Below are 24730 nucleotides of genomic sequence, written 5' to 3' on the forward strand. Positions count from 1 at the left end.
AAAAGACCTTTATGATCGCGCAAAGAAGCGTGCATCAATAGACAGATGATATGGCGCATGAACTCCCTGCTTTTTAAATCTACGAGATGTTTTATGCGCCATAACTATGACCGATATTATTTTATTATTAGTAACAACGGATATTAAATGAGATTTAGGAGGTCTTAAAAAATGAGAATAGGTGTATTAGCAATTGTGCTGATCTATGAAATTCTGGTAATCTTCGGTGTAGGATTCTTTATTTCCAAGAAGAGAAATAAAGATGAGGAGGGCGGATTTGCTCTCGGCGGCAGGAACATGGGCGTATGGGTACTTGCTTCTACCATCGCACTGACCGTACTGGGAACAGCCCACATCTTAGGCGTTTTCGAAATGACTTATGGCATGGGCGCAGTCGCCTACTGGTTCAGCTTGGCCCACGTAGCACTGATTATCGTTGCCTGCTTTGGTACGGGATTATGGGTAAGAAGAATGGGCGTTACTACAGTACCGGAAGCCTTAAAGGGAATGTACGGCGCTAAGAATGCTCTGGCGATTTCCTGTGTAATGGCTGGATGTATCTGGGGAATCCTGACGCTGGAAACGCAGGGGGTTGGTATCGTTATCGCAACGATGACCGGCTGGGGTATCGTACAGGGTGCTGTTGTAGGCGGTATCCTTGGTATCTTCTATGTTGTACTTGCCGGTATGGAGGAAGTTGGTATCGTCAACGTAATCAATGCTGCTGTAATGTATATTGGTCTGATCGTTGCTACCATCTTTATTGCATTGGCACTTCCCGGCGGAAACTTTGATTCCGTTCAGGCATTTTATGACGCTGATCAGGCTAATCATTTTATGACGAGCATCTTTGGAACGCCTGATCTGTTCATCACCTTTGCAATTGCTCAGATTATTGCTGTTGTATTCTGTCAGGGTATCAGTCAGATGCTGCTTCAGGCATATATGTCAGCGAAGGACGAAAAGACCATCAGAAGATCTGTTTGGCTTGCTGCTCCCTTGAACGGACTCTTTGGAGTGTTCGCAGTTACCCTGGGATTGACTGCAAGATCCATTCCTGAATATGCAGAATTAGGACCTAAGATGGCTGCTACAACGATGATCGTTGACCTGATCCCTGCATGGGTTGCTGCATTGCTGCTGGCTGCACTGCTGGCTGCGATCCTGTCTACCTTCGCTATGACTTCTTTAACTCCCGCAACCATCTTTGCAATCGATATCTACAAAGGACTTTTCAAAAAAGATGCTTCAGAAGCTGAAGTTACAAAAGTCATCAGAATTATGGTTGTTATTCTCGGCGCAGTCGCCATTGGCGTTGCAGCTTATCTCCCTCCGATCCTTGCTGCCATCAACTGGCTGTTTGCCTGGATGGTGCCTGTATTCTGGCTCTTTGTTACAGGACTGTTTTGGAAGAGAAGCCACGGCGTAGCTACCGCAACGCTGGCAATTACCTGGATCGTCAATATGATCTGGACCTTCTCCTCACTGCCGGCAGCAATCGGCGGTCTGGTCGGTTCTTTGCCGAACGGCTACATAACGCTGGCCACATCACTGATTGTAATCATTATCGGAAATCTGACCACCAAAGGCGAACCTGGATATTTCAAGGTTCACGAGTATAAAGAAGTTTAAACAGAATTGTTTAAGCGTTGTAGCGTAAGGAGGAAATACGAATGTTCATTAACTTGCTTATTATGAGTGTCGTCGTTATCTTTGCAATGATCGCTGTTGGACAGGGAATTTACACCATTGCCAGCAAATCTTCTAAGAAATAATCGATACTTGTTGAATGAATGATAAGGAGGAAAGAAACATGGATGCAACAGTAGGCTGGATGCTTGGAGTTATGGGAGTTATGGTACTCTATGCAATCTGCGCGGTAGTAGGTTCCGCAAAAGGCAAAAACTAATCAATACAGAGAAATCTAGGCAGATAAAATCAAGGACCGGCTGAACAGAAAACAGCCGGTCTTTTCTTGTCTGTCATTATTTACTGAAGTTCATATCTGCCTGATGACTAATCGCGAAAATTACCATAATCGATGCCGTACTTGTCCATCCTTCGGTAAAGCGTTCTTCTGCTGATCCCGAGCAGGTCAGCTGTTTTTCTGATGTTGCCGCCGGTTTGTTTTAGTCCGAGATGTATGAGGTCGCAATCCTTTTTACCCAAATTGAAGGAGGAAACAGGCAGCGGTTGGTTCAACTGATTCAATTGCGATGCCATCTCATTCTTGGACTGATCAAATCGTTCTAAAGTGTTTTCCCATACCAGAATTTGCTCCGGAAGATGTTCAGGACGAATTTGATCGTCGTCTGTGATGTTGATCGCGCGCTCGATGGCATTTTCAAGCTCACGGATGTTGCCGGGCCAGGAATACTTCTTGAGCAAAGGATAGACTTGGGGCGAAATTGTCATTCTTCTCCCCCATGGATTGTAGAGGGTCTGTGCAAAATGATCTGCAAGCTCGCAAATGTCATCACCCCGATCTCTGAGAGGGGGCATCTGAATGGTCAGGACATTGAGCCGATAATAGAGATCTTGCCGGAAGGATTTGTTGCTCACCTCTTCTAACAAATTTCGGTTTGTGGCGGCGATAATCCGCACGTCGATTTTTTTCGTATATTTTGCGCCGATTCGAACAACTTCTCTTGTTTGAATCACTCTGAGAAGAGAAGCTTGAACATCTAGCGGCATATCTCCGATTTCATCGAGGAAAATCGTGCCTCCGTCAGCAAGCTCAAATTTACCGGGATTCCCCTCTTTTCCTGCGCCGGTAAAGGCTCCTTTTTCATAGCCGAAAAGCTCACTTTCAATCAATCCTTTCGGCAAAGCCGCACAATTGATCGCAACAAAAGGGCCATCTCGATAATAACTGGCGTTATGGATTGATTGTGCTGCCAATTCCTTTCCCGTGCCGCTCTCGCCGAGAAGAAGTACATTGGATGAGTTCCTGGCAGCTTTTTCACAGCTGCTGACCAGGAATCTTGCTGGGGAAGAACTGCCCATAATGTTGCTGAAATGATAGGAAGCCTTAAAACCACTGACCTTATTCACAAGCTTATTGATGTATTTCGCTTCGTCAAGGCGGATTACGGTACCCCTGTCATGCATTTTGTCTTGACCCACGAAGCTGACGCTGATACGAAACTTGATCGGTGCAGTATAGGAGCCAGCAAAATAGATGTCTGTTTCCTTGTCGCTGTATGCTGACTTTAGCGCGTAGAAATTGCATCTTTGATCAGGCTCGTCTATGCTGATGATGCTGTTGATATTCCTGCCGATAGCGTTTTGTCCGCTGATGTGCAGCATACGCTGTGCGTTGCCATTCATCTGGATAATCTCGTCGTCTTCGTTGAGTAGAATCAGCCCTGAAGTTACGGCCTCCAGGATGCTGTTCCTTTGGGCGCTCATGGATTCGATTTCATCATATGCCTTTCGTATTTTTAGTTCCTTGTTGATTCCGTCAACTGCGCTGAGCACCATGCCTAAGGTGTGGGTATGGATTTCCGTATTGCTTCCGGTAATGTTGAGACAGCCCAATAGTGCTCCCGTTGAGTCAAAAATAGGGCCGCTGCTGCAGGAATAATGCCTGTGACTGATCACATAATGTTCCCCATTCCAAATTTGTATCGGTGCTTGGATCGCAAGGCAGGTACCGATGGCATTGGTGCCTGCTACGGATTCTGAGCGATTGGCACCGACCACCAGCAGACTTTCCTTTGCTTGCTCTATCATCTCGTGATCTCCGATCAGATCCAGAACATAACCGTCTTTGTCACTGAGCAGCAGGAAATAGCCGGAACCCTCCACGATGGAGTAAAGCTTTTCCATATAAGGACGTACTGTTTTGATCAGCCTGCTGTTGGCTTTCGCAAGCGCTGCAATTTCTGAGAGATCCATGATGGCGGTCTTTTTTTCAAAGGGGTTAACCTGATACATTCTTGATCTGAGCCAGGATTGAAAGATCATCGGCCTTATGAAGGTATAGTCAAACTGTTCGTCATCTTCGCTTGTGAAATGCTCCCATGCGCTTTGTAATTTTTCCTGGTATTCCTTTGTAAATTGCATAAAAACCCCCTGTGTCACACAGTGTCATTGTCACATGCTGTCTCATGTGACATGTTGGCACATATTATATCAATGAACGCTGAGAAACGCAAACATGTAATCAAGACGATCCGCCTGATTTTTCTGAAATATACTATGCATCCATTGAAAAATCAAGGCTTTTTATAATGGAGTGAAAGATAATTTTATATCAACCAGTTTTGGCATAAGTCTTGCTCTTTATAATGTCATTCAATAAGAGTGAAAATGGGAGGTTACGGATGGAAACAAAATACAGCAAAAAGCATTTGTTGAGTCTTTATGAAATCATGTATAAGATGCGGAGATTCGAAGAAGAAGTTTTTGAATTTTATAAAAAAGGCATGATGCCAGGTCTGGCACATCTCTATCTCGGTGAGGAGGCTGTGGCAACAGGCGTTTGCGCCGCGTTGAAAGAGGATGATTATATCGGAAGCACCCACCGAGGCCATGGTCATCTGGTAGCAAGAGGCGCGGATCTCGGGAAAATGATGGCTGAAATTCTTGGAAAAGCAACCGGTTATTCCAAAGGTAAAGGCGGCTCCATGCATATTATGGCGATGGATAAAGGGATTTTGGGTGCCAACGGTATCGTGGGCGGAGAAATTCCCATTGCCACCGGTGCCGCATATTCTGCCAAGTACCGCATGACAGATCAAATCGCAGTTTCCTTTTTCGGTGATTCGGCTACCAACGAAGGAACCTTTCATGAAAGCATCAACATGGCAGCAGCATGGAATCTTCCGATTATCTATGTGATAGAAAACAATCTGTACGGCATTTCTGTAGATATTAGAGATGTTACCAATACGGCAAATCTTGCAGATCGGGCGCTGGGGTATGGAATTCCCGGTGTTGTCGTAGACGGTATGGATGTTTTGGCTGTTCAGAAAGCTGCGGAAGAAGCAGCAGAAAGAGCAAGGAGCGGCAACGGCCCAACTTTAATTGAATGCAAGACCTATAGATGGCAGGGACACCATGTGGGAGATCCGGCGGTATACCGCGAGAGAAAGGATTCCAACGAAAAAGCAAGCTGGATGGAACGCTGTCCCGTAGCCTGCTTCAGAGATCAGATCCTTTCAATGAAGATCACGGAAAAAGAAGTCGCTAAGATTGAGGATGCAGTGGAAGCAGAAGTCCAGGCAGCGGTTAAGTTTGCGGAAGAAAGCCCATATCCAGATCCTGCCGAAGCTTATACCGATCTGTTTTCCGATCTGTAATCAGACGAAAGGGAAGGATTCTACCAGCTATCGTCGTCAATGGCAAGCCGGACGAATTAATGTATCGCACCTTCCGACATTTGTACAGTAAGTGTGGACTGGTGTATAAGGAGGGAAATAAAGATGAGAGAAATTTTATATAGAGACGCGATCTGTGAGGCATTGGATGAAGAAATGGAACGGGATGACCGTGTCCTGCTCCTCGGTGAAGACGTCGCGTTCATCGGAGGGAATTTTAAAACCTCAGTGGGACTTTATGATAAGTACGGCGATCTTCGAGTAAAAGACACACCCATATCAGAGGCAGGCTTCGTCGGTATGGGTACGGGAATGGCATTGACAGGTCTTCGTCCTGTCATCGAGCTAATGTTCTCGGACTTCATGCTGGTGGCAGCGGATCAGATCATTAACAATGCAGCAAAAATTACGTATATGTCCGGCGGTCAGGTAACGGTGCCAATGGTAATCCGTACTCCCATTGGTGCGGGGCGTTCCTCAGCCGCGCAGCATTCACAGAGCATGCAGGCTTTTGCAGCTCATTTTCCGGGCATGAAGGTTGTGGTTCCTTCCAATGCACAGGAAGCCAAGGGGCTTTTGAAGACAGCTATCAGAGATGACAATCCGGTCTTATTCTTCGAGCACAAAATGGAATACTCCAATAAATATATGATTGATGATGTGGTTCTCCCCATCCCCTTCGGAAAAGCGAATATCGTAAGACAAGGAACGGACGTTACCATTGTTGCAACCTCATCTCAGGTGATGAAGTCAGTAAAAGCTGCTGAACTACTGGAAAAAGACGGCATTTCTGCGGAAGTAATCGATCTTCGGACCATTGTTCCCATGGATCGAGAAACCATCATCCAATCGGTGAAAAAGACTGGAAGGCTGCTTGTGGTGGATGAAGCCTATGAACGCTGCGGCATCGGAGCGGAAATCGGAGCGGATGTCATGGACGATGTGTTCTATTATCTGGAGGCACCGATTGCCAGAATTGGTACCCCCAACGTATCCCTGCCGTTCAGCCCAGCGCTGGAATTTCCGCTCATACCCACCGTGGAAAAAACCGTTGAAAAAGTCAGAAAGATGATGAAATAGAGGTGTGAGATGGCTGAAATTATCATTATGCCGAAACTCGGCTTCAATATGTCGGAAGGGAAGCTCGTTACCTGGTACAAAAAAGAAGGAGATCTGGTTTCAAAAGGGGAGCCGGTTTTTGCAATAGAGACCGATAAAACCTCCATCGACATCGAAGCCACACAGGATGGTTTCATGCGAAAAAGGTTTCTCGAGGAAGGGGAAGCCATTGCGGTAACCTACCCCATTGCTATCCTGGGCAGCGCAGAGGAAAACATAGACGCTTTGGTGCGAGAGGTCAACGAGAAGCTGAACAGAGCCGAGCAGGCAGGGGCCGTGAAAGAGGCTGAGAATGAGGCGGATACGAGTGCCGGTGCACCCGGCGGTGTTGAGGTTAAGCCCGAGTCAACGAGACCTTTGAGCTCCGCAAGCCTAAGCAGTGGTGGAGACCAGAACGGTGAAGGCAGAATCAAGATCACACCGAGGGCAAGAAGATGTGCAAAGGAAAAGGGAATTGACCTTAAGCGCTTGAATATAAAAGGAACCGGATATCAGGGCGGTATCTCAGAAAAGGATATTCTGGATTACCTGGCATCTTCTAAAATTAGAGTGACTCCTGTTGCTGCAAAAATTGCTGCAGATCAGGGAATTAACCTTGAGGGGATAACGGGCACAGGCGCCAGCGGAAAGATTATGAAAAAAGATCTTATGGCTGATACTGTAATGTCGGGCACTGTAATGGCTGACACTTCAAGTGAAATTGCTGCAGGACCCCAAACGGGGCAGGTCACTGCTGACGGAAAAGAAATCAAGGATATCCTTGCCTACAGCGGTGTTCGAAAAATTATTGGTGAGCGCCTGGCAAAGAGCAAGTTTACGGCACCCCATCTCTATTTTACACAAAAGGTGGATCTGGAGAAGCTGCTTGTGCTGCGAAAGCAGATTAACGACGCTCAGGAGAAGAAGACATCTGTTACAGACTACATCGCAAGAGCAGTGATTAAATGTCTGCAGAAATATCCGGACATGAACGCGTCGCTTGAAGGCGATCAAATGATACGATATCAGTCAGTCAATCTTGGGATTGCTGTTGCCGCTCCCGGCGGCCTGATCGTGCCGGTGATTAAGGATGCAAATCATAAGACTGTTGTGCAGTTGTCTACTGAAGCGGGAGTATTGTTTGAAAAAGCGAGAAATGGTAAGCTGGCTCCTCTGGAATATACAGGAGGAACCTTTACCGTATCAAATTTGGGGATGTTTGGCATTGAGAACTTTACGGCGATTATCAATCCTCCTGAGGTTGGAATTTTAGCTGTCAGCGCAACGAAGGACGAGGCTGTGGTGGTTCTCCATGAGGACGGAACGAAAACAATAGAAATCAAACCTATGATGAACATTACGCTCACAGTAGATCACCGGGTGATTGACGGACTTCTGGCTGCTCAGTTTGTTACAGATGTGAAGAGACTTCTGGAAAGCCCAATTCAATTATTCGTATAAAGACAATTTAAAGGAGGGAACCATGGCAGAAGTAATTATCATGCCAAAGCTTGGCTTTAACATGGACGAAGGCAAGCTGGTGCAGTGGTATAAAAAAGAAGGGGACCATATCGGCAAAGGTGAAGCCCTTTTTTCTATAGAAACAGATAAGACCAGCATAGACATTGAGGCCACCGGAGACGGCGTTGTCAGAAAGCTCTTTCTCAAAGAGGGAGAAGCCGTACCCGTGACACTTCCCATCGCAATCATCGCAGGTGCAGGGGAAGACATAGACGCACTGGTAAAAGAGGCGCTTGAAAAACTGGGTAAAGAGGAGTCAACGTCTTCGTCGGCTCAGACTGTTGCTTCAGCTCAGGCTTCTGGGGCCGCTCCCGCTGCGGCGGCAAAGGACTTTGATATCATTGTCATAGGAGGAGGCCCCGGAGGTTACGTTGCTGCTATCAAAGCCGCACAGCTGGGGAAACGTACTGCGGTGGTTGAAAAGGATCAATACGGCGGCGTCTGTATGAATCGCGGCTGTATTCCGACGAAGACGCTCCTGCGAAGTGCAGAATCGCTGAAAGAAATTAAAGAGTCGGATCAATTTGGTGTAGTGGGTTTGGATCTTACCAATCTTCAGCTTGATATGACAAAGGTTCAGAAGCGAAAGGCAGGAATCGTGGGTCAGCTTGTAGGCGGCATAAACGGCCTTTTTCGGAAGAATGGCGTAACACCAATTTCAGGAGAAGGGATCATCAAGGATAAAAATACAGTTTCTGTAGGAGGAAAAGAATACACTGCAGACTTTATTATCATAGCAACCGGATCAGGGATTAAGTCACTGCCGGTGCCAATCGACAGCGGCATGGAGGTGCTTACCAGCAATGAGGCGCTGGATCTTGCCGAAATTCCTGCGGATATTACAATCATTGGCGGAGGCGTAATCGGTGTAGAATTTGCTTATTTCTTTGCAAGCATCGGAACGAAGGTTACTGTTGTAGAATTTTTGGACAGAATCTTACCCATGGTGGATGAAGAAATCACGAAGCAGGTTACAAGCATGCTGGAACAGATGGGAGTCAAGGTATATACAAGTGCCAGAGTCACCGAAATTTCAAAAGCGGCTGTTCTATTTGAAAAAGATGGGAGCGTGGAACAAGCTGCGGCGTCAAAGGTGCTTATGGCTGTGGGGCGGGGGCCGGATCTTGGAGGTATTGACTGTGAGGCTCTGGGTATCAGGACAGAGCGCGGCGCAATCGTCACCGATTCAAATATGAGAACCTCCGTGGAAAACATATATGCGGTAGGAGATGTGAATGGCAAGGCTATGCTTGCCCATACCGCTTCTGCAGAAGGGATCATTGCGGCGGAAAATATCTGCGGTCATCATAAGGAGATGGTGTATGACAGAATCCCAAGCGCAATCTATATTCAGCCCGAGGTAGCCTGTGTCGGTCTGACGGAGGTTCAGGCCAGGGAAAAATACGGAGACGTTAAAATAGGAAGATTCCCGCTTGTGGGAAATGGCAAAGCGAAGGTGGCAGGAGACGACAGAGGGATGATTAAGGTAATTACTGAGCCCAAGTACCAGGAAATTGTAGGGGTTCATATCTTTGGAATTCATGCCACTGATCTCATTGCGGAGGCTGCGGTTGCTATGAATTTGGAGGCTACGGCTGAAGAGGTGGCAATGTCGATCCACCCGCATCCAACCATATCAGAGATCTATCATGAAGCATTTCACGCAGCCATTGACAAAGCCATCCACATATAACAGAACGAGGCAGGTGTAAAATATGAAAGACTACTCATTTGTGTCAAATACCGTGATCAAACGCTTACCGCGTTATCGAAGGATCCTTGGTGATCTTTCGGAAAAGGGTGTGAAGTCAGTTTCATCAACGGAACTCAGCCGGATTGCCGGATATACGGCATCGCAAATCAGGCAGGACCTGAACAATTTTGGAGCGTTCGGACAGCAAGGCTATGGGTATAATGTTGAGCGGCTCCAAAGACAGATTGGCGAGATACTGGGGCTGCGGAATGAGTATAAGATGATCGTTCTGGGGGCAGGAAATCTGGGGCAGGCAATTGCAAATTATACGCATTATTATAAGTCGGGCTATCAAATCATTGCAATATTTGATGTAAACCCCAGGCTGGTGGGTCTGAGAATTAACGATATCGAGGTACTGGATGCAGGCAGCCTGACAGAGTACCTGGAAAACAATCAGGTAGACATTGCCGTGATCACCACCGATAAAGACAGCGCCCAAGCTGTTACAGACGTTCTTGCAGGAAGCTGCATCCGGGGAATTTGGAATTTCACGGCTGCTGAGATTGATGTGCCGGAGGATATTGTTATCGAAAATGTACATCTGAGCGACAGCCTTCATATGCTTACATATTATATGAATCAGAATGGGCTTCGTATCAAAGAATTATCTTCTTAACAGATTTGAATAAGTGATACAGCCGCGGGATATCAATGTATCCTGCAGCTGTATTTTTTTGTTCAGCTTTAACCTGGCCTACGACCTGGAACATGATCCGCAAGTACAAGAACTTAGAAGGTTGACCGGGTATCGATTGTAACGGTATAATATTTTGGATATAATAGAAGAAAAGTGAATCAGAATGACAGGAATTGCCGGACAGGGTTTTGGCCGAGGTTCTGAACTGTCTTCCAATAAACCATATTATAGCAGGAAAGGATAAGATAAATGCTGAACTTTGATTACGAAAATAGGACAAGGATTATATTTGGAAAAGGAAAACAGGCTATGGTTGGAGAACTGATCAAGCCTTACGGAAATAAGATTCTGTTTCATTACGGTGGTGAGAGCATTAAAAAAAGCGGGTTATACGATGAAGTTCGAAGTGCACTGGAAGCTGCTGGTGTCTCTTATGTGGAACTGGGCGGAGTTAAGCCCAATCCCAGGCTTTCACTGGTCAGGGAAGGTATCCGAATCTGCAGAGAAGAGGGAATCGATTTTATATTGGCAGTGGGCGGCGGCAGCGTCATCGATTCTGCGAAGGCGATCGCACTGGGCGTGCTCTATGACGGAGATATCTGGGATTATTTCCTGACAAAAAAGCCTGCTGGTAAGGTACTTGATCTGGCTACGATCCTGACCCTCCCTGCCACCGGATCGGAATCCAGTGACAGTGTGGTGATTTCCCAGGAAGAGACGCAGCTGAAGATGGGATATCATAGCGACAAAATCAGACCTGTATTCAGCATTATGAATCCGGAGCTGTACTTCACTCTGCCGAAAAATCAGATTGCAAACGGTGTTTGTGACATGATGAGCCACATTCTTGAACGTTACTTTACCACAACGGTGAAGGCAGATGTCACCGATGGTCTTTGTGAAAGTACTCTGAAAGCGATTATGAAAAATGCGCTGATTCTGAATCGGAACCATAAGGACTACGATGCATGGGCAGAAGTTGCCTTTGCAGGAACCATTGCCCATAATGGACTGCTGGGGCTTGGCAGAGCGCAGGACTGGGCCTGCCATAAGATGGAACATGAACTCAGTGCGATTTATGATGTGGCTCACGGTGCCGGACTTGCTGTGCTTACTCCATCCTGGATGCGATATGTATACAAAACCAATATCAATATGTTTGTGCAATTTGCGGTAAATGTAATGGGTGTGGAAGGTACCTACAGAGACCCGGATGCTATCGTCAATGAGGGGATAGACAGACTGGAGCGCTTCTTCATTACCATCGGGCTTCCCATTACCTTGAGAGAACTTGGTATGGATGACAGTAACCTGGAGTTAATGGCGAAAAAAGCCACTTGGTACAGCGATGGAAAGGAAACACCGGTTGGAGGTTTCCAAAAGCTCTCTTGGAAGGATATTCTTGAAATCTACAAGATGGCTCAGTAAATCATAACAAAAAAGCTGGGTGAATTTAGGAAATTGATGAAAATCCTCTTGATTTCAGCGGGTAAATGTTTTAATATTAAAGTTGTTAGCACTCTATTGAAAAGAGTGCTAACAACTTTCGTTTATTGAATTGATTCAGCGAATGGGTCAGAAGTAAGATCAGTGATGAAAGAAAAATGAAGAAATAGGAGGGGTTTTTAAATGGCTAAAAAACAGTTTAAAGCAGAGTCAAAACGACTTTTGGATCTTATGATCCATTCTATTTATACCCATAAGGAGATTTTTTTAAGGGAGCTGATCTCCAATGCCAGCGATGCAATTGATAAGCTTTATTACAAAAGTCTCACAGAAAATGTGACAGGGATCACCAGAGAGCAATTTGAAATCCGCATTGCTGCTGATAAAGAAAGTAGATTGCTTACCATTACGGATAATGGGATTGGTATGACCAAAGAGGAGCTGGAATCCAATCTTGGGACCATCGCAAAAAGTGGTTCCTTAAACTTTAAGAAAGATAATGAGCAAAAGGAAGACATCGATATCATCGGTCAGTTTGGTGTGGGCTTCTACTCTGCATTTATGGTAAGCAGCGAAGTAAAGGTCATCAGCAAGGCATACGGAGAAGGACAGGCATATTGCTGGGAATCTTCCGGTACCGAAGGTTATTCTATAGCAGAGTGTGAAAAGGATGGCTGCGGAACCGAAATTATATTGAAGATTAAGGAAGACACTGAGGATGAGAAATACGATGAGTTTCTTCAGGAATATAGAATTCGCAGCTTGATCAAGAGGTATTCCGATTATATCAGATATCCTATAAGAATGAAGACCGAGCAGCGAAGACCGAAGGAAGGCAGTGAAGGCGAGTTCGAGACAGTGATTGAGGATCAGACGCTCAACAGCATGATACCGATCTGGCGGAAAAATAAAAATGAAATTACCGAGGATGAGTATAATGGGTTCTATCAAGAGAAGTTCTTTGATTTTGCAAATCCAGCCAAGGTGATTCATACGAACGTTGAGGGAATGGTTTCCTATAACGCGCTGCTTTTTATTCCTTCCAAGCCGCCATATAATTATTACACCAAAGAGTATGAAAAGGGGCTGCAGCTTTATTCCAGCGGAGTGTTGATCATGGATAAGTGCGCGGACCTGCTTCCTGACTATTTTAGTTTTGTGAAGGGATTGGTAGACTCGCAGGATCTTTCCTTGAACATCTCAAGAGAAATGCTGCAGCATGACAGACAGCTAAAAGCCATTTCCTCCAGAATAGAAAAGAAGATCAAGAGCGAACTGACAGAGCTGATGAATGTTGATCGAGAGAAGTACGAAGAATTTTTCAAAAACTTTGGACTGCAGATTAAATATGGAATTTATGATGGTTACGGTGCCAATAAAGAGACACTAAAGGATTTACTCCTGTTCTATTCCTCGACGGAAAAGAAACCGGTGACCTTGGCTGAGTATGTTTCCCGCATGAAGGAAGATCAGAAGTTTATCTATTATGCTGCGGGGGATACCGTTGAACGAATTGATCGGCTGCCCCAGACAGAACTGCTGAAGGACAAGGGTTATGAAATCCTTTACTTCACAGATGACATCGATGAGTTCGCAATCCGTATCCTGAGCGAATTTGACGGCAAAGAATTTAAGTCTGTGTCCGGAGATGATCTGGGAATTGAAGAGGATCAAAAGGAGACTGAAGAGGTCAAGAAAGAAACCGAGGACAACAAGGAATTACTGACCTTTATGAAGGATACACTCAGTGGAAAGGTCAGCGAGGTAAGAATTTCTCAAAGACTGAAAACCCACCCTGTTTGCCTGTCCAGCGGCGGCAGTATTTCCATAGAGATGGAAAAAATACTCAATGCAATGCCAAGTGATGATAAAGTGAAAGCTGAAAAAGTGCTCGAACTTAACGCATCCCACCCAGTCCTAAAGGCAATGAAGGATATATATGAAGCAGACAAGGATAAAGCCGGAACTTATACGGAGCTTTTATATAATCAGGCACTTATGATTGAAGGCCTTCCTATTGAAGATCCGGTTGCATTTTCCAATGCGGTATGTGATCTCATCGCATCGAAATAAGGCGTAAGTAAATTAAATAAGAATTTATAAGCGAAAGCCGGAGGCAGATGACTGCCTCCGTTTTTTTGTCTGCCGTTTTACAGGGATGCTCAAATCATAATCACAATTATTTCCAATCAGGATAACACTTAACTTAAGCCTCGAATAATATGAACTATAAATCAGTTTGTTGCGGTATCTGTGGATCCGGTTTGAAAGCACTTCTCAACTAGGCAACAACCGGCTGCCGGAACAACTGATCAGAAGGGGGTATGAGAGAATGCTCGTCTTCGCTTCGTTGTCGGCACTATTGCTTGTTTTTGTCATTTTAATTTATAGAATGATTTATAGCATAATCTGCAGTATTTATCCAAAGCCCGAAAAGACAGAAGCGAAAGCCTTTGATCAACTCCTCTCCTATGCAGGGTATCAATACGATCCGGAACAGGATATTTTTTTTTCCAGATTGGATGCATGGCAGAGGGAATTCGGTTATTGCCGGCTTTATGACGAGGCAGCAGCACCTGCAAGCATTATTATCGACGCAGAACCGGTGACGTTTGTGTATGGCGGAAAGAGATGGCTGATTCAGTTTTGGAAAGGGCAGTATTACCTGAATACGGGATGTGAAATCGGCGTTTATTATACAGATCAACAGGATCTTAATATTCCGGGGTTGTTTACCGGCACCTTTTATCAATGCGCCGCAGATGATGATCTGATGGAGCTGTCTTACGTTCTGTTTCAGAAAGGCAGAAAGCTGTTTGAGAGAACGGAGAAGCACTGGTGGCTCAGCGGTTTTAAGGCAGGAGTGTTTTCTGAACCTGAGGAGCTTGCCATGCACATCAAAATCACTTTTCTAGACGAAACAATGTGCGAAGCCTTCGTCGCTGCGCTGATAAAGATCGGCTATCAAAGGAGCCAGATCAAAATCAACGGTACTGATGCTGAGTTTATTTTTGACAGAACCCATACACCGAAACCTTTCACGAGGTCAGAGAAAACAGACAGGATCATCCAAAATTATAACCGGCTCGCCTGTAAAAGATATCGGCAAATAACTTCTAGATGCAGAACAATGGCAGAAAGAATCTGTATCATTCGAAGAAAAGAGCCGTTGTTTTATGAAGGGATGATTCGCATAGGAAAAACAAGGCGCATCATAAAGGCCTTTTATGAGTTGATCGAGCATGGCATTGACTGACAACATCGGGTTGTGAGACCTGAAGCTGTCTTCCATGTCCGATCATATGTAGAAAAATCGGGAGAGATTGTAATGAATTCGATGAAGCGTTTATCCCAGATATTCGAATCTTCAGTAAAGCTGCCAATTGATGATTCCAGCAAGCTTATCATCATGAGTGATTGTCATAGAGGTGATGGAAGCCAGGCGGATGATTTTTTCAAAAACGAAAATCTCTATATCTCAGCGTTGAATCACTATCTTGAACAGGATTTCACCTATATTGAAATCGGTGACGGTGATGAGCTTTGGGAGAATAAGAGAATGTCCGATATCATTTATGCCCACCAGGGTGTTTTTGAACTTCTAAAAAAATTTTATCAGAAGAATCAGGCATATTTCGTCTATGGGAATCATGATATGGTGAAACAGAGCGATAAATTTTTAAAAGCCAATTTATATGAGTATTATGACAAGAGAGAAAATAAAACTGTTCCGTTATTTGAGGATATGCGTGCCTATGAAGGACTTGTGCTGGAGTATGAAAGCTGGGGACTGAACCCCTTCTCCAAACAAATTCTCCTGGTTCATGGTCATCAGGTAGATGATTTGAACAGCAGCTTTTGGAAAGTCAGCAGATTTCTGGTGCGCTACCTTTGGAGACCGCTGGAATTATTCGGTGTCACGAATCCTACCAGTCCTGCACAGAACCAGGAAAAGAAGGAGATTGTAGGAAAACGGTTGACGGAATGGGTCATTAAGGAAAATCATATGCTGATTGGTGGGCATAACCATCGTCCGATGTTCCCGGAAATGGGGGAACCGCTGTATTTTAACGATGGAAGCTGTGTTCATCCGCAGTTTATTACGGGGATTGAAATTGACAGGGGAGAGATATCTCTTGTAAAGTGGGGCGTCAAAGTTAGGCAGGAGGGAAGCTTGTACGTCGGAAGAGATGTAATTGCTGGTCCAAGGAAACTAAGGGATTTCTTTATCACGAAAAGAATCTTTGAAACCTGCTCTCTTAAAGATCTAGGCTGATGCGATCAATTTAGTATTTTTCTCGCATTCGTGCGTTGTGTTCCCCGTCGGAGTATGATGCTTCGGCGGGGATTCTGTGGGTGAATGTTCCGCAGAATTCGATTTTTGACTTGTGTCAACCATAGGAACCAGCGCATAGTATATAGCAATAGGGGATACTTGGGAGGTAATATTTCCAATGCTTGATCAGACCATAAAACTAATGTATGAGACAATGTCTAAGCCGCCGGTAGTCTGTGCCCATTTAGAAGGCAGCTCGGAAATACATAAACTTGTAGGAGACGTCTATCTCTATCCTTTTCTGGATGGTACCCTGCTGGTGGTTGATGTTGAAGGAATTCCATTTTCGGGATTTTATGGATTTCATATTCATCAGCATGGACCATGTATCATGGGAGAGGGTTATACTGGATTTCATGATGTTGGAGGGCATTTTTCACTCAACCCGGATGCGCCTCATCCTTACCATTCCGGAGATCTTCCAGTACTAATGTCTTTTTATGGTCATGCATATATGATTGTTTACACAGACCGCTTCACCCCGGATCAAGTGCTGGGGAGGGCAATGATCATTCATGAGTGGCCGGATGATTATAGAACTCAGCCAACAGGTAACGCAGGACAGCATATCGGATGCGGAACTTTTTTTCCGTGCTGTTTTGACCAGAGAGAATACATGGGTGGGATGCAAGGTTTTCCTTTAGGTGAGCGGGTTGGTATTCCGCAGGAAACCATGCCGCAGCAAACCATGCCGCAGCAAACCATTCCCCAGGAAGCTGTTCCATTGGTGCCCCAGCCGATCGGCCCGCCGGGAGCTCCTCCTGTAGCACCCTCACTCAGCGGACCCACTGGGGGCTTGCCGGGACCATTCCCTAGTCCCATCCCCGGCATCATGCCGCCTAACAGTTCTACAGGAGCTATCCCCGGCATCATGCCGCCTAACAGTTCCACAGGAGCTATCCCCGGCATCATGCCGCCAGGCAGTTCTGTGGAAGGATTATCCGTCGCATATCACCCTCATCACAGCGGTGCACAGGAACATACTCAGGCAAGGTACTTCAACCGATTCTACGAATCATACCAGCCAATTTATTAATTTTATCTGCTGGCCTACTGCCGTCAAAACCGGCGGTTCCCTATAGAAAACCCCGCAGTACACTTTGTCCCGCGGGGTCTTCCTTTCTTTGTGATTCCTTAATTGCTTCCGTTCTCTTTGTGGTCTGGACTTTCTTTCAAAGCCTCCAGTTCCTGTTTCGTTAGAATCTTTGACTTTGACACAAGATGCTTGCAGGTATCACACATATAACCTACCGTACCGCATCCTGAGATCCGCTCCAGTTTATCTCCGCAATCAGGGCAATAATAGTCTTCCATCTCATCTTCCTTTCCAGCAGCTAGTTGCTGCGTATGCTTATTTCATGTTTTTATTTTCTGCTTTGTTTTGTTTCCTTTTGCTTATTGTTCTTACTCTTTATATGATACCAGTATTTTTTCACACAAGCTACAGAACATGTGAATGAATCTGTACGATGATGGGAAAAAAAAGACAAGGGGGTGAGAATTATGCTAGTTATGGAGAAAAGAATACGGCAGTGCGGGAAGAAAGTAAGGGTTGTTATGTTGATTGCAGCTGGTCTTGCTCTGTTCCTTTGGGGCTGCGGAAAGCAGGAGACAATCTCTTTTTCCGGAGAAATTGAAACAATCTCAGAAGGATCGATCTTGATGAAAAACATCAATTCAGGCAGTTTTGACAAAGCAAGTGTTGTGGTAGATGAGGCCGTATATAATTTCGATCCAGAGGAAGGTCAGCTCATAGAAGTGACGGCACTCCCGGAAATTAAAGAAAGCTACCCTGTTCAGGTTACGGCTGTAAAGCTTGTTTTAAAGAAGGATGCAGAGAGAAACATCTCGGATTATTTTCCGATGGAGAAGGATATCCGATATGTATATGAGGGAATGGGAAATGAGTATGCTTCCTTCGAGACCTATACGGATTACACTGAAGCTGGCAGGATGCAGCAGATGGTCAGCAATGGCGGAACGGTATCGGTCAGGGTATACGAACAAAAGGATGGCAAGCTGGTTAGGACATTTTCTAAGGGAGAAATCTACTACAGGGAAGATATGACGGATCAGAGTGATGGTTCAGAAGAGGTCCTGTTGATGGAACCCTTGAAAGAGGGGACTGCCTGGAATCTGAAGGATGGCAGGCAAAGGACTATCACAAAGGTCTCCGCTGATGTGAAGACTCCCTTGGGAACCTATAAAGCCATTGAGGTTCTCACGGAGGGGGGAGAGGGAACCAGTATTGATTACTATGTCAAACATATCGGTCTTGTAAAGACTCTTTATCAAACGGGTGGTCTTGAAGTCAGTTCCAGCTTAAAAGCCATAGAACAAAATGTTTCCAGAGAGCAACAGATTAAGTTCTACTATCCTGAGTTACAAAGTGGGAAGATTTTCTTTGTGAATAAAAAGGTTTCCTTCCGAACCAATGACGTTACAGCGAAGAATCTAGAAGACAAGTATAAGGAAGCGGTGAATGAAACCTTTGGTGCTGTTCTGACAACAGATGCAGCAATCAAGACCTTAAAGCTGGATGAAGAGGGTAAGGTGCATGTTGATATGAACGAAGCCTTTCTGAAGGAGATGAACGCTGGGGCCGGATATGAAGAGCTCATTTTGAAATGTATCGCCAACACCTTCGGACAATACTTTGGCAGCAATGCGGTTATCATCACCATTGACGGGGAACCATTCCAGTCGGGTCATATCAAAATGAAAGAGGGAGAATCCATTCCCGTGGAGACAGAGCATATTACAGAAAAGAGCTGATCCTCCCAATGGTCGGATAAGCTCTTCTTTCAACGAGGCGAGAGGCATTTCCGCCTCGTTATTATAAAACGAATAAGAATGTTATACTGTATGTTAGGGGGCGCAGCCGACGATCCCAGGTGTGATCTGCCCACGCCCCCATTGCTATTGTATTAATACCTTTTTTCGCGGCAATAAACGTTTATGCACTTATCCGGGGGCGGGCAGCATCTTCTTTCACGATGACATCCACAGCCGCCTCCGCCATAGTTATTCCATCCACAGCTTCTGCCGGCGATAAAGCCTAACACTAATGGGAAAAAACAATACATAGCTTCAACCTCCATTCTGTTAGTTTAATATATGCAGCATACAGATAATTGTTGAATGTTTCATAGAATCGTCTTATGATAATTCTGAGGTGATGGAATTGAAAAAAACAGCAATCGTTTATCGTTCTAAATCAGGGTTTACAGAAAAATACGCAAAATGGATTGCCAAGGCAGTTGACGGTGAGTTACTCGAGGCTAAAAAAGTAAGGGCAGAAGACCTTTTGCCATATGATACCATCGTTTACGGAGGAGGGCTTTATGCGGTGGGAATTAACGGTATTTCGCTGATTACAGACAATCTTAAGCTGTTAAAGGATAAAAAAATCATTGTATTTGGTGTAGGTGCGTCTCCTTGCAGGCCTGAAATTGTTGAGCATGTAAGAAATAAAAATATCGCTGCTGATCAGCGGAACGTGATTGAATTTCATCTTTTAAGAGGAGGCTTTGACAAGAACAAGCTTACCTTCGTGGATCAAATTTTGATGCAATTTTTAAAGCGCAGCTTGAAGAAGAAAAAAGAATTAACACCGGACGAAAGGGGTATGCTGAATGCGTATGAGCTTCCGGTGGACTTTACTGCTGAGAAGCAGATTCTGCCAATCGTTGAAAGTGTGCTGCAGGGTTGACTTTGGCCTGTGGCCATTATATAATCATTTCATAACATAATAACGGACTTCATTACTGACGGATAATTGTGGGTTACCACAGGGGAATGAAGATCTGTGCTGAGCCGACCGTCTGGGCAATATTTGGTGATACCGAATGTTGCTCTTTTTTTATTTCATTCGCAGAAAGCTGCCGATCGCTAAGGCCTTGCCTGTATTGGTAGGTGCGGCGTGTAGCATCAAGACAATGAAATAAGAAGAGAGCTGTGTATCGTCAAATATTTTCATTTTTTTTGAAGGAGACGCAAGCATGATTTTTACAGAATGGAATGGTTTTAAAGACGGAAGCTGGGTGGAGGAAATTAACGTCAGAGACTTTATACAGACGAACTATACTCCTTATGAAGGCAGTGAAGCGTTTTTGAGCGGGCCAACAGAGAGAACCAATGCGCTGATGAATAAACTGAACCGCCTCTTCGAACTTGAGCAGGAGTTTGGAGGAATTCTGGATATCGACACTCAAACAGTCAGCTCCCTCACCAATTATAAGCCGGGTTATCTGGATCAGGACAGAGAAATCATCGTCGGTCTGCAGACGGATCGGCCCTTGAAAAGAGGTGTGAACCCCTTTGGAGGAGTGCACATGACGAAACAAGCATGCGAGGCTTATGGATATCGCCTTTCGGAAAAGGTGGAGAACGAATTCCAATATCGAACAACACATAATGATGGCGTATTCCGTGTATATACTGATGAAATCAAGGCGGCAAGAAAAAGCGGAATTATTACTGGTCTGCCGGATGCTTATGGAAGAGGACGTATTATCGGTGATTACAGAAGAGTATCCCTTTATGGTGTTGATCGATTAATCAAAAATAAGAAAAAAGACAAAGAACTGCTGGGACAGCGGGAAATGGATGCTGACAACATTCGTCAGCTGGAGGAACTGTATCAGCAGATAAACTTCCTGAAGAAGCTGAAAGAAATGGCAGCCATGTATGGGTTTGATATTTCCAGGCCTGCAGCAGATGCGAAAGAAGCGGTGCAATGGCTTTATTTTGCTTATCTTGGTTCCATTAAGGAGCAAAACGGTGCTGCCATGAGCCTTGGACGTGTCAGTACCTTCCTTGATATTTATTTTGAACGTGATTTGGCGGAAGGGAAGCTGAACGAGGCGGGGGCTCAGGAGATTTTAGACGATTTTGTGATGAAGCTTCGTATGGCAAGGCATCTAAGGACACCTGACTATAACGAACTCTTTGCGGGAGATCCCATGTGGATCACCGAAGCGGTGGGCGGTATGGGGGAAGACGGCAGAACGCTTGTTACCAAAACCTCCTACAGACTCCTTCACACGCTATATAATCTTGGTTCTTCCGCGGAGCCGAATCTTACTATATTATGGTCTGACAAACTGCCGCCCAGCTTTCAGCGTTATACTGCAAAAGTATCCTGTGATACCGATGCGCTCCAATATGAAAATGATGATGTGATGCGTCCCGATTTCGGTGATGATTATGCCATTGCCTGCTGTGTTTCCGCTATGAGGGTAGGTAAGGATATGCAGTTTTTCGGAGCGAGGGCCAATCTGCCTAAGCTGCTTCTCATGAGCTTGAACGGAGGACGTGATGAACGGACGGGAGTTCAGGTAGCACCAGCCCGTGAGCCGTATGCGGGTGAACTGCTCAAGTATGAAGAGGTACTGGAAAAGATGGAATATTATCGGCGCTGGCTGGCAAAAACATACGTCAGTGCCATGAACATCATTCACTATATGCATGATAAATATGCCTACGAGAAAACCCAAATGGCGCTGCACGATACGGAGGTTCATCGCTTTATGGCCTTTGGCATTGCAGGCATGTCCGTTCTTGCTGACTCGCTCTCTGCAATGAAATATGCAAGCGTAAAGGTTGTCAGGGATAGCAGCGGACTCATTGTTGATTTTGAAACCATAGGCGAGTATCCCTGCTTCGGAAATGATGATGACCGCGTAGACACCATCGCGCAGGAACAAGTGAAACGCTTCGTAGAGGAATTGAAAAAGAATAAGACGTATCGGAACGCAGAGCACACACTCTCCGTACTGACCATCACTTCAAATGTTGTATATGGCAAGAAAACAGGAGCGACTCCTGACGGAAGGGAAGCAGGAGCACCCTTTGCTCCGGGTGCAAACCCCATGCATGGAAGAGAAAAAAGCGGAGCATTAGCCTCGTTGAATTCTGTGGCAAAGATTTCCTATGACGATTGCAAGGATGGGGTGTCCAATACCTTCTCTGTCATCCCTGAGGCACTTGGACATGGAGAAGAGGAACGGTATGCCAATCTGGTTTCCGTGATGCGGGGCTACTTTAACCAGAAGGCCCATCATCTGAATGTCAATGTATTGAGCAGACAGACTTTAGTGGAAGCTTACGAAAATCCAGAGCTTCATCCAAACCTAACGGTGAGAGTATCAGGGTATGCGGTTAACTTCCATAAATTGTCCAAGCTGCAGCAGAGGGAGGTCATTGCTAGAACCTTCCATGAGGCAATGTGATGAAAGGCAGAATCAACTCCTTTCAGAGCATGGGGGCGGCAGACGGTCCTGGAATACGGTTTGTGGTGTTCGTGCAGGGCTGCCCGCTGCGCTGTGTGTATTGTCATAATCCGGAAACATGGGATCCGTCAGCAGGAGAGGAATGGGAAACGGAAGAAATCGCAGAGAAAGTACTGCGATACCGGTCGTACTTCGGTACCCAGGGAGGCATTACAATTTCTGGCGGAGAGCCGCTCTTGCAGTGGGAATTTGTTGCGGAGCTGTTTCGGCAGCTGAAAGAGAAAGGGATCCATACAGTTCTCGATACCTCGGGAATCGGAAGCCTTGCCGGAGCCCGCGAAGTTTTGAAATACACGGATCTTGTGATGTGTGACCTGAAATTTGCAGGCAATAATGAATATCAGCGCTATTGCGGAGGATCAATGGATCAGGTGCTGCGATTTTTAAAGCTGACCGAGGAAAAAAAGATTCCGCTGCGGATTCGCCATGTTGTTGTGCCCGGATTGACAGACAGTATCAGTAGTGTCCGGCGTATCCGTAAGCGCGGAGAAAGCTTCTCCAATTATGAGGGGTTGGAATTACTTCCTTTTCGCAAATTGTGCCTTGGAAAGTATGAGGAAATGGGCCTGCCATTTCCCTTATCCGGCTGCCCAGAATGCCCTGATCGAGTGATACAGGAACTAGGAGCAATGGTTTGAACTATAATGGGCCGCTAAAGATAGTCGCTCAAAAAATTGTCTTTTTCAAAGCATCGGAAAAAGTCAGGTTGTTTGGTTGTTTCCCCTCACCGGATGTTATATAATGGATAAAATATTTCAGTTTCAATTGTCTATAAATTGAATCATACAAGATCACGAATGAATGAGATATAGGGGCAAGGGATTTAAAAAGGGGAAAAAATGGGAAAGATTCAAAGTGGGGCAATCAGGGTAATTAAGGGGTTTGTGATAGGAGCATCCATGCTAGTGCCTGGTGCAAGCGGAGGAACCATGGCCATTATCCTTGGGATTTATGATGAACTGATTCATGCGGTCAGCTGCTTCAGAAAAGACTTGAAGGATAATTTGATTCTGCTGGGAACTTACGGAATTGCCGGGATTTTAGGTATCTTAATCTTCTCTGGACCTTTACTCACCGCAGTTACCCTTTGGCATAAGCCTATGCTGTTCTTATTTTTGGGTGCAATCCTGGGGGGCATTCCTCCTTTGTACCGTAAGGTCAAGGTATCGAGAATCAAATCTGTTAATATTCTGGTTGCAACGATTGGTGCAGCTTTGGGAATTAGTACCATGTATCTGCCGGAAGGTATCTTCCAGTTGTCAACTAATTTTGATCTATATAATTTTTCCATGCTGATGGTTGCGGGAGTCATTATAGCTGTTGCTTTAATCCTGCCAGGCATCAGCGCATCCTACATTTTGCTGATGCTCGGGATGTATGACCTCACGCTGATTGCCATCAAGGAACTGGACCTGTTATACCTGATCCCTCTGGCCATCGGGATTCTAGGAGGAACTTTTTTTACAGCAGGACTTTTGGAACGGGAAATGAAACGACATCCCCAATTTACGTACATGCTGATCATCGGCTTTATGCTTGGATCGCTGGCACAGGTTTATCCGGGCTTTCCTGCGTCAAATGAAATCCTGCCTTGTATCTTAACTTTCTCAGCAGGGCTTGCTGTGATTCTTTTCCTTGGACAGCCTAAAAAAAAGTCGGAGAAAACAAATAAATAAAAGTCCAAACGGACAACTTATAGGAATCTATAGCATTTCGGCAACGCGAAACAGATTTTCTGCAAAGGATTATATGGACTGCTCTGCAGCCTTTAATAAAAAAGATAAATCAATGAAGAAGGAGATGTAAAATGATAAAACATCAGATTGAGAAAGGTCTTACCTATACTTATTCAAAGGTAACTACAACGAAGGATGCCTATGCTTCAAGCAATGCAGGCACCTTAGACTACCTGGTTTCCACGCCTTCCATCCTGTTAATGATGATTGATGCATCTACAGAAATGCTTGATCGGCGTTTGCCCTCTGATTTTATCACCGTAGGCAAAAAAATAGAATTAAATCACGAGCATCCCTCTCTGGTTGGGGAAGTAATCACGTTACATCTTGCGGTTGAAAATGTGGATCACCATTCGGTTCTGCTCCGATTTGAAGCAAGCGATTCAAAAGGCTCCGTCTGCTCTGGCAAATATGAAAGAGCGATTATCAATAAAACCAAGCTTCTGGACGTTGCCTATCAGAGATCACCGGGTTTACTGTAGCGGACAGCCAAGTACAAGCTCCGGTGCAGACTGACAAATTATCAAAATATAAAAAAGGGTAGATCAATATCCCGACTGGATCTGTCTACCCTTTCTTTTTT

General features: G+C 45.2%; 19 protein-coding genes. 17 read left to right on the forward strand and 2 right to left on the reverse strand.

Annotated elements, in window-relative coordinates:
- Positions 1-171 precede the first annotated feature (171 nt).
- Positions 172-1632: a sodium:solute symporter family protein gene (locus tag FRZ06_01800; protein ID QOX62171.1), complete on the forward strand. Its 1461-nt coding sequence runs from the start codon at positions 172-174 to the stop codon at positions 1630-1632.
- 384 nt (positions 1633-2016) lie between these two features.
- Here FRZ06_01800 and FRZ06_01805 read toward each other — a convergent pair whose 3' ends face one another.
- Positions 2017-4068: a PAS domain-containing protein gene (locus FRZ06_01805; protein QOX62172.1), complete on the reverse strand. Its 2052-nt coding sequence runs from the start codon at positions 4066-4068 to the stop codon at positions 2017-2019.
- A gap of 260 nt (positions 4069-4328) precedes the next feature.
- Here FRZ06_01805 and FRZ06_01810 point away from each other — a divergent pair, with 260 nt between their 5' ends.
- From FRZ06_01810 to FRZ06_01855, 10 genes are all read left to right on the forward strand, one after another.
- On the forward strand, positions 4329-5306 hold the full coding sequence (locus FRZ06_01810; GenBank protein QOX62173.1) for a thiamine pyrophosphate-dependent dehydrogenase E1 component subunit alpha: 978 nt from the start codon (positions 4329-4331) through the stop codon (positions 5304-5306).
- A 123-nt stretch (positions 5307-5429) separates the two neighbouring features.
- Positions 5430-6404 (forward strand): alpha-ketoacid dehydrogenase subunit beta, encoded by a 975-nt coding sequence (locus FRZ06_01815; GenBank protein QOX62174.1) that lies wholly within the window; start codon positions 5430-5432, stop codon positions 6402-6404.
- 9 nt (positions 6405-6413) lie between these two features.
- The gene (locus FRZ06_01820; GenBank protein ID QOX62175.1) at positions 6414-7883 is read left to right on the forward strand and encodes a 2-oxo acid dehydrogenase subunit E2; all 1470 of its coding nucleotides are present in this window, start codon (positions 6414-6416) and stop codon (positions 7881-7883) included.
- A gap of 22 nt (positions 7884-7905) precedes the next feature.
- Positions 7906-9636 (forward strand): dihydrolipoyl dehydrogenase, encoded by a 1731-nt coding sequence (gene lpdA, locus FRZ06_01825; GenBank protein QOX62176.1) that lies wholly within the window; start codon positions 7906-7908, stop codon positions 9634-9636.
- Positions 9637-9658: 22 nt separating this feature from the next.
- Entirely contained in the window at positions 9659-10315 is a 657-nt protein-coding gene (locus FRZ06_01830; protein QOX62177.1) for a redox-sensing transcriptional repressor Rex, read from the forward strand.
- Positions 10316-10585: 270 nt separating this feature from the next.
- Positions 10586-11764: an iron-containing alcohol dehydrogenase gene (locus FRZ06_01835; protein ID QOX62178.1), complete on the forward strand. Its 1179-nt coding sequence runs from the start codon at positions 10586-10588 to the stop codon at positions 11762-11764.
- Positions 11765-11965: 201 nt separating this feature from the next.
- On the forward strand, positions 11966-13855 hold the full coding sequence (htpG, locus tag FRZ06_01840; GenBank protein QOX62179.1) for a molecular chaperone HtpG: 1890 nt from the start codon (positions 11966-11968) through the stop codon (positions 13853-13855).
- Positions 13856-14114: 259 nt separating this feature from the next.
- Positions 14115-15038, forward strand: a complete 924-nt coding sequence (locus tag FRZ06_01845) for a DUF4474 domain-containing protein (protein ID QOX62180.1) — start codon at positions 14115-14117, stop codon at positions 15036-15038.
- A 72-nt stretch (positions 15039-15110) separates the two neighbouring features.
- On the forward strand, positions 15111-16058 hold the full coding sequence (locus tag FRZ06_01850; protein QOX62181.1) for a serine/threonine protein phosphatase: 948 nt from the start codon (positions 15111-15113) through the stop codon (positions 16056-16058).
- A 178-nt stretch (positions 16059-16236) separates the two neighbouring features.
- Positions 16237-17154 (forward strand): superoxide dismutase family protein, encoded by a 918-nt coding sequence (locus tag FRZ06_01855; GenBank protein QOX62182.1) that lies wholly within the window; start codon positions 16237-16239, stop codon positions 17152-17154.
- A gap of 98 nt (positions 17155-17252) precedes the next feature.
- Here FRZ06_01855 and FRZ06_01860 read toward each other — a convergent pair whose 3' ends face one another.
- The gene (locus FRZ06_01860) at positions 17253-17432 is read right to left on the reverse strand and encodes a hypothetical protein (protein QOX62183.1); all 180 of its coding nucleotides are present in this window, start codon (positions 17430-17432) and stop codon (positions 17253-17255) included.
- A gap of 189 nt (positions 17433-17621) precedes the next feature.
- Between FRZ06_01860 and FRZ06_01865 the strand changes: the two genes are divergently transcribed.
- From FRZ06_01865 to FRZ06_01890, 6 genes are all read left to right on the forward strand, one after another.
- Positions 17622-18893, forward strand: a complete 1272-nt coding sequence (locus FRZ06_01865; GenBank protein QOX62184.1) for a GerMN domain-containing protein — start codon at positions 17622-17624, stop codon at positions 18891-18893.
- Between the two features lie 403 nt (positions 18894-19296).
- Entirely contained in the window at positions 19297-19830 is a 534-nt protein-coding gene (locus FRZ06_01870) for a flavodoxin (GenBank protein QOX62185.1), read from the forward strand.
- Between the two features lie 289 nt (positions 19831-20119).
- Positions 20120-22351 (forward strand): formate C-acetyltransferase, encoded by a 2232-nt coding sequence (gene pflB, locus FRZ06_01875; GenBank protein ID QOX62186.1) that lies wholly within the window; start codon positions 20120-20122, stop codon positions 22349-22351.
- Complete coding sequence (gene pflA / locus FRZ06_01880) at positions 22351-23049, forward strand: pyruvate formate lyase-activating protein (protein QOX62187.1); 699 nt, start codon at positions 22351-22353, stop codon at positions 23047-23049. Before pflB ends, pflA begins: the two co-directional genes overlap by 1 nt.
- 201 nt (positions 23050-23250) lie before the next feature.
- Entirely contained in the window at positions 23251-24087 is an 837-nt protein-coding gene (locus tag FRZ06_01885) for a DUF368 domain-containing protein (GenBank protein ID QOX62188.1), read from the forward strand.
- Between the two features lie 131 nt (positions 24088-24218).
- Positions 24219-24629 carry a hypothetical protein gene (locus FRZ06_01890; GenBank protein ID QOX62189.1) on the forward strand — a complete coding sequence of 137 codons (411 nt, stop codon included), beginning with the start codon at positions 24219-24221 and terminating at the stop codon, positions 24627-24629.
- Positions 24630-24730: the final 101 nt, after the last annotated feature.

This window comes from Clostridiales bacterium, assembly GCA_015243575.1.
GTDB classification, from domain to species: domain Bacteria; phylum Bacillota; class Clostridia; order Peptostreptococcales; family Anaerovoracaceae; genus Anoxybacterium; species Anoxybacterium hadale.

Bases quoted from the DNA above. Each gene is read 5' to 3' on its own strand.
- FRZ06_01800 (QOX62171.1), top strand. From the start codon at position 172: ATGAGAATAGGTGTATTAGCAATTGTGCTGATCTATGAAATTCTGGTA.
- FRZ06_01890 (QOX62189.1), top strand. From the start codon at position 24,219: ATGATAAAACATCAGATTGAGAAAGGTCTTACCTATACTTATTCAAAG.
- htpG (QOX62179.1), top strand. From the start codon at position 11,966: ATGGCTAAAAAACAGTTTAAAGCAGAGTCAAAACGACTTTTGGATCTT.
- FRZ06_01885 (QOX62188.1), top strand. From the start codon at position 23,251: ATGGGAAAGATTCAAAGTGGGGCAATCAGGGTAATTAAGGGGTTTGTG.
- FRZ06_01860 (QOX62183.1), bottom strand. From the start codon at position 17,432: ATGGAAGACTATTATTGCCCTGATTGCGGAGATAAACTGGAGCGGATC.
- lpdA (QOX62176.1), top strand. From the start codon at position 7,906: ATGGCAGAAGTAATTATCATGCCAAAGCTTGGCTTTAACATGGACGAA.
- FRZ06_01815 (QOX62174.1), top strand. From the start codon at position 5,430: ATGAGAGAAATTTTATATAGAGACGCGATCTGTGAGGCATTGGATGAA.
- FRZ06_01805 (QOX62172.1), bottom strand. From the start codon at position 4,068: ATGCAATTTACAAAGGAATACCAGGAAAAATTACAAAGCGCATGGGAG.
- FRZ06_01850 (QOX62181.1), top strand. From the start codon at position 15,111: ATGAATTCGATGAAGCGTTTATCCCAGATATTCGAATCTTCAGTAAAG.
- pflA (QOX62187.1), top strand. From the start codon at position 22,351: ATGAAAGGCAGAATCAACTCCTTTCAGAGCATGGGGGCGGCAGACGGT.
- FRZ06_01865 (QOX62184.1), top strand. From the start codon at position 17,622: ATGCTAGTTATGGAGAAAAGAATACGGCAGTGCGGGAAGAAAGTAAGG.
- FRZ06_01845 (QOX62180.1), top strand. From the start codon at position 14,115: ATGCTCGTCTTCGCTTCGTTGTCGGCACTATTGCTTGTTTTTGTCATT.
- FRZ06_01820 (QOX62175.1), top strand. From the start codon at position 6,414: ATGGCTGAAATTATCATTATGCCGAAACTCGGCTTCAATATGTCGGAA.
- pflB (QOX62186.1), top strand. From the start codon at position 20,120: ATGATTTTTACAGAATGGAATGGTTTTAAAGACGGAAGCTGGGTGGAG.
- FRZ06_01810 (QOX62173.1), top strand. From the start codon at position 4,329: ATGGAAACAAAATACAGCAAAAAGCATTTGTTGAGTCTTTATGAAATC.
- FRZ06_01870 (QOX62185.1), top strand. From the start codon at position 19,297: ATGGAATTGAAAAAAACAGCAATCGTTTATCGTTCTAAATCAGGGTTT.
- FRZ06_01855 (QOX62182.1), top strand. From the start codon at position 16,237: ATGCTTGATCAGACCATAAAACTAATGTATGAGACAATGTCTAAGCCG.
- FRZ06_01830 (QOX62177.1), top strand. From the start codon at position 9,659: ATGAAAGACTACTCATTTGTGTCAAATACCGTGATCAAACGCTTACCG.
- FRZ06_01835 (QOX62178.1), top strand. From the start codon at position 10,586: ATGCTGAACTTTGATTACGAAAATAGGACAAGGATTATATTTGGAAAA.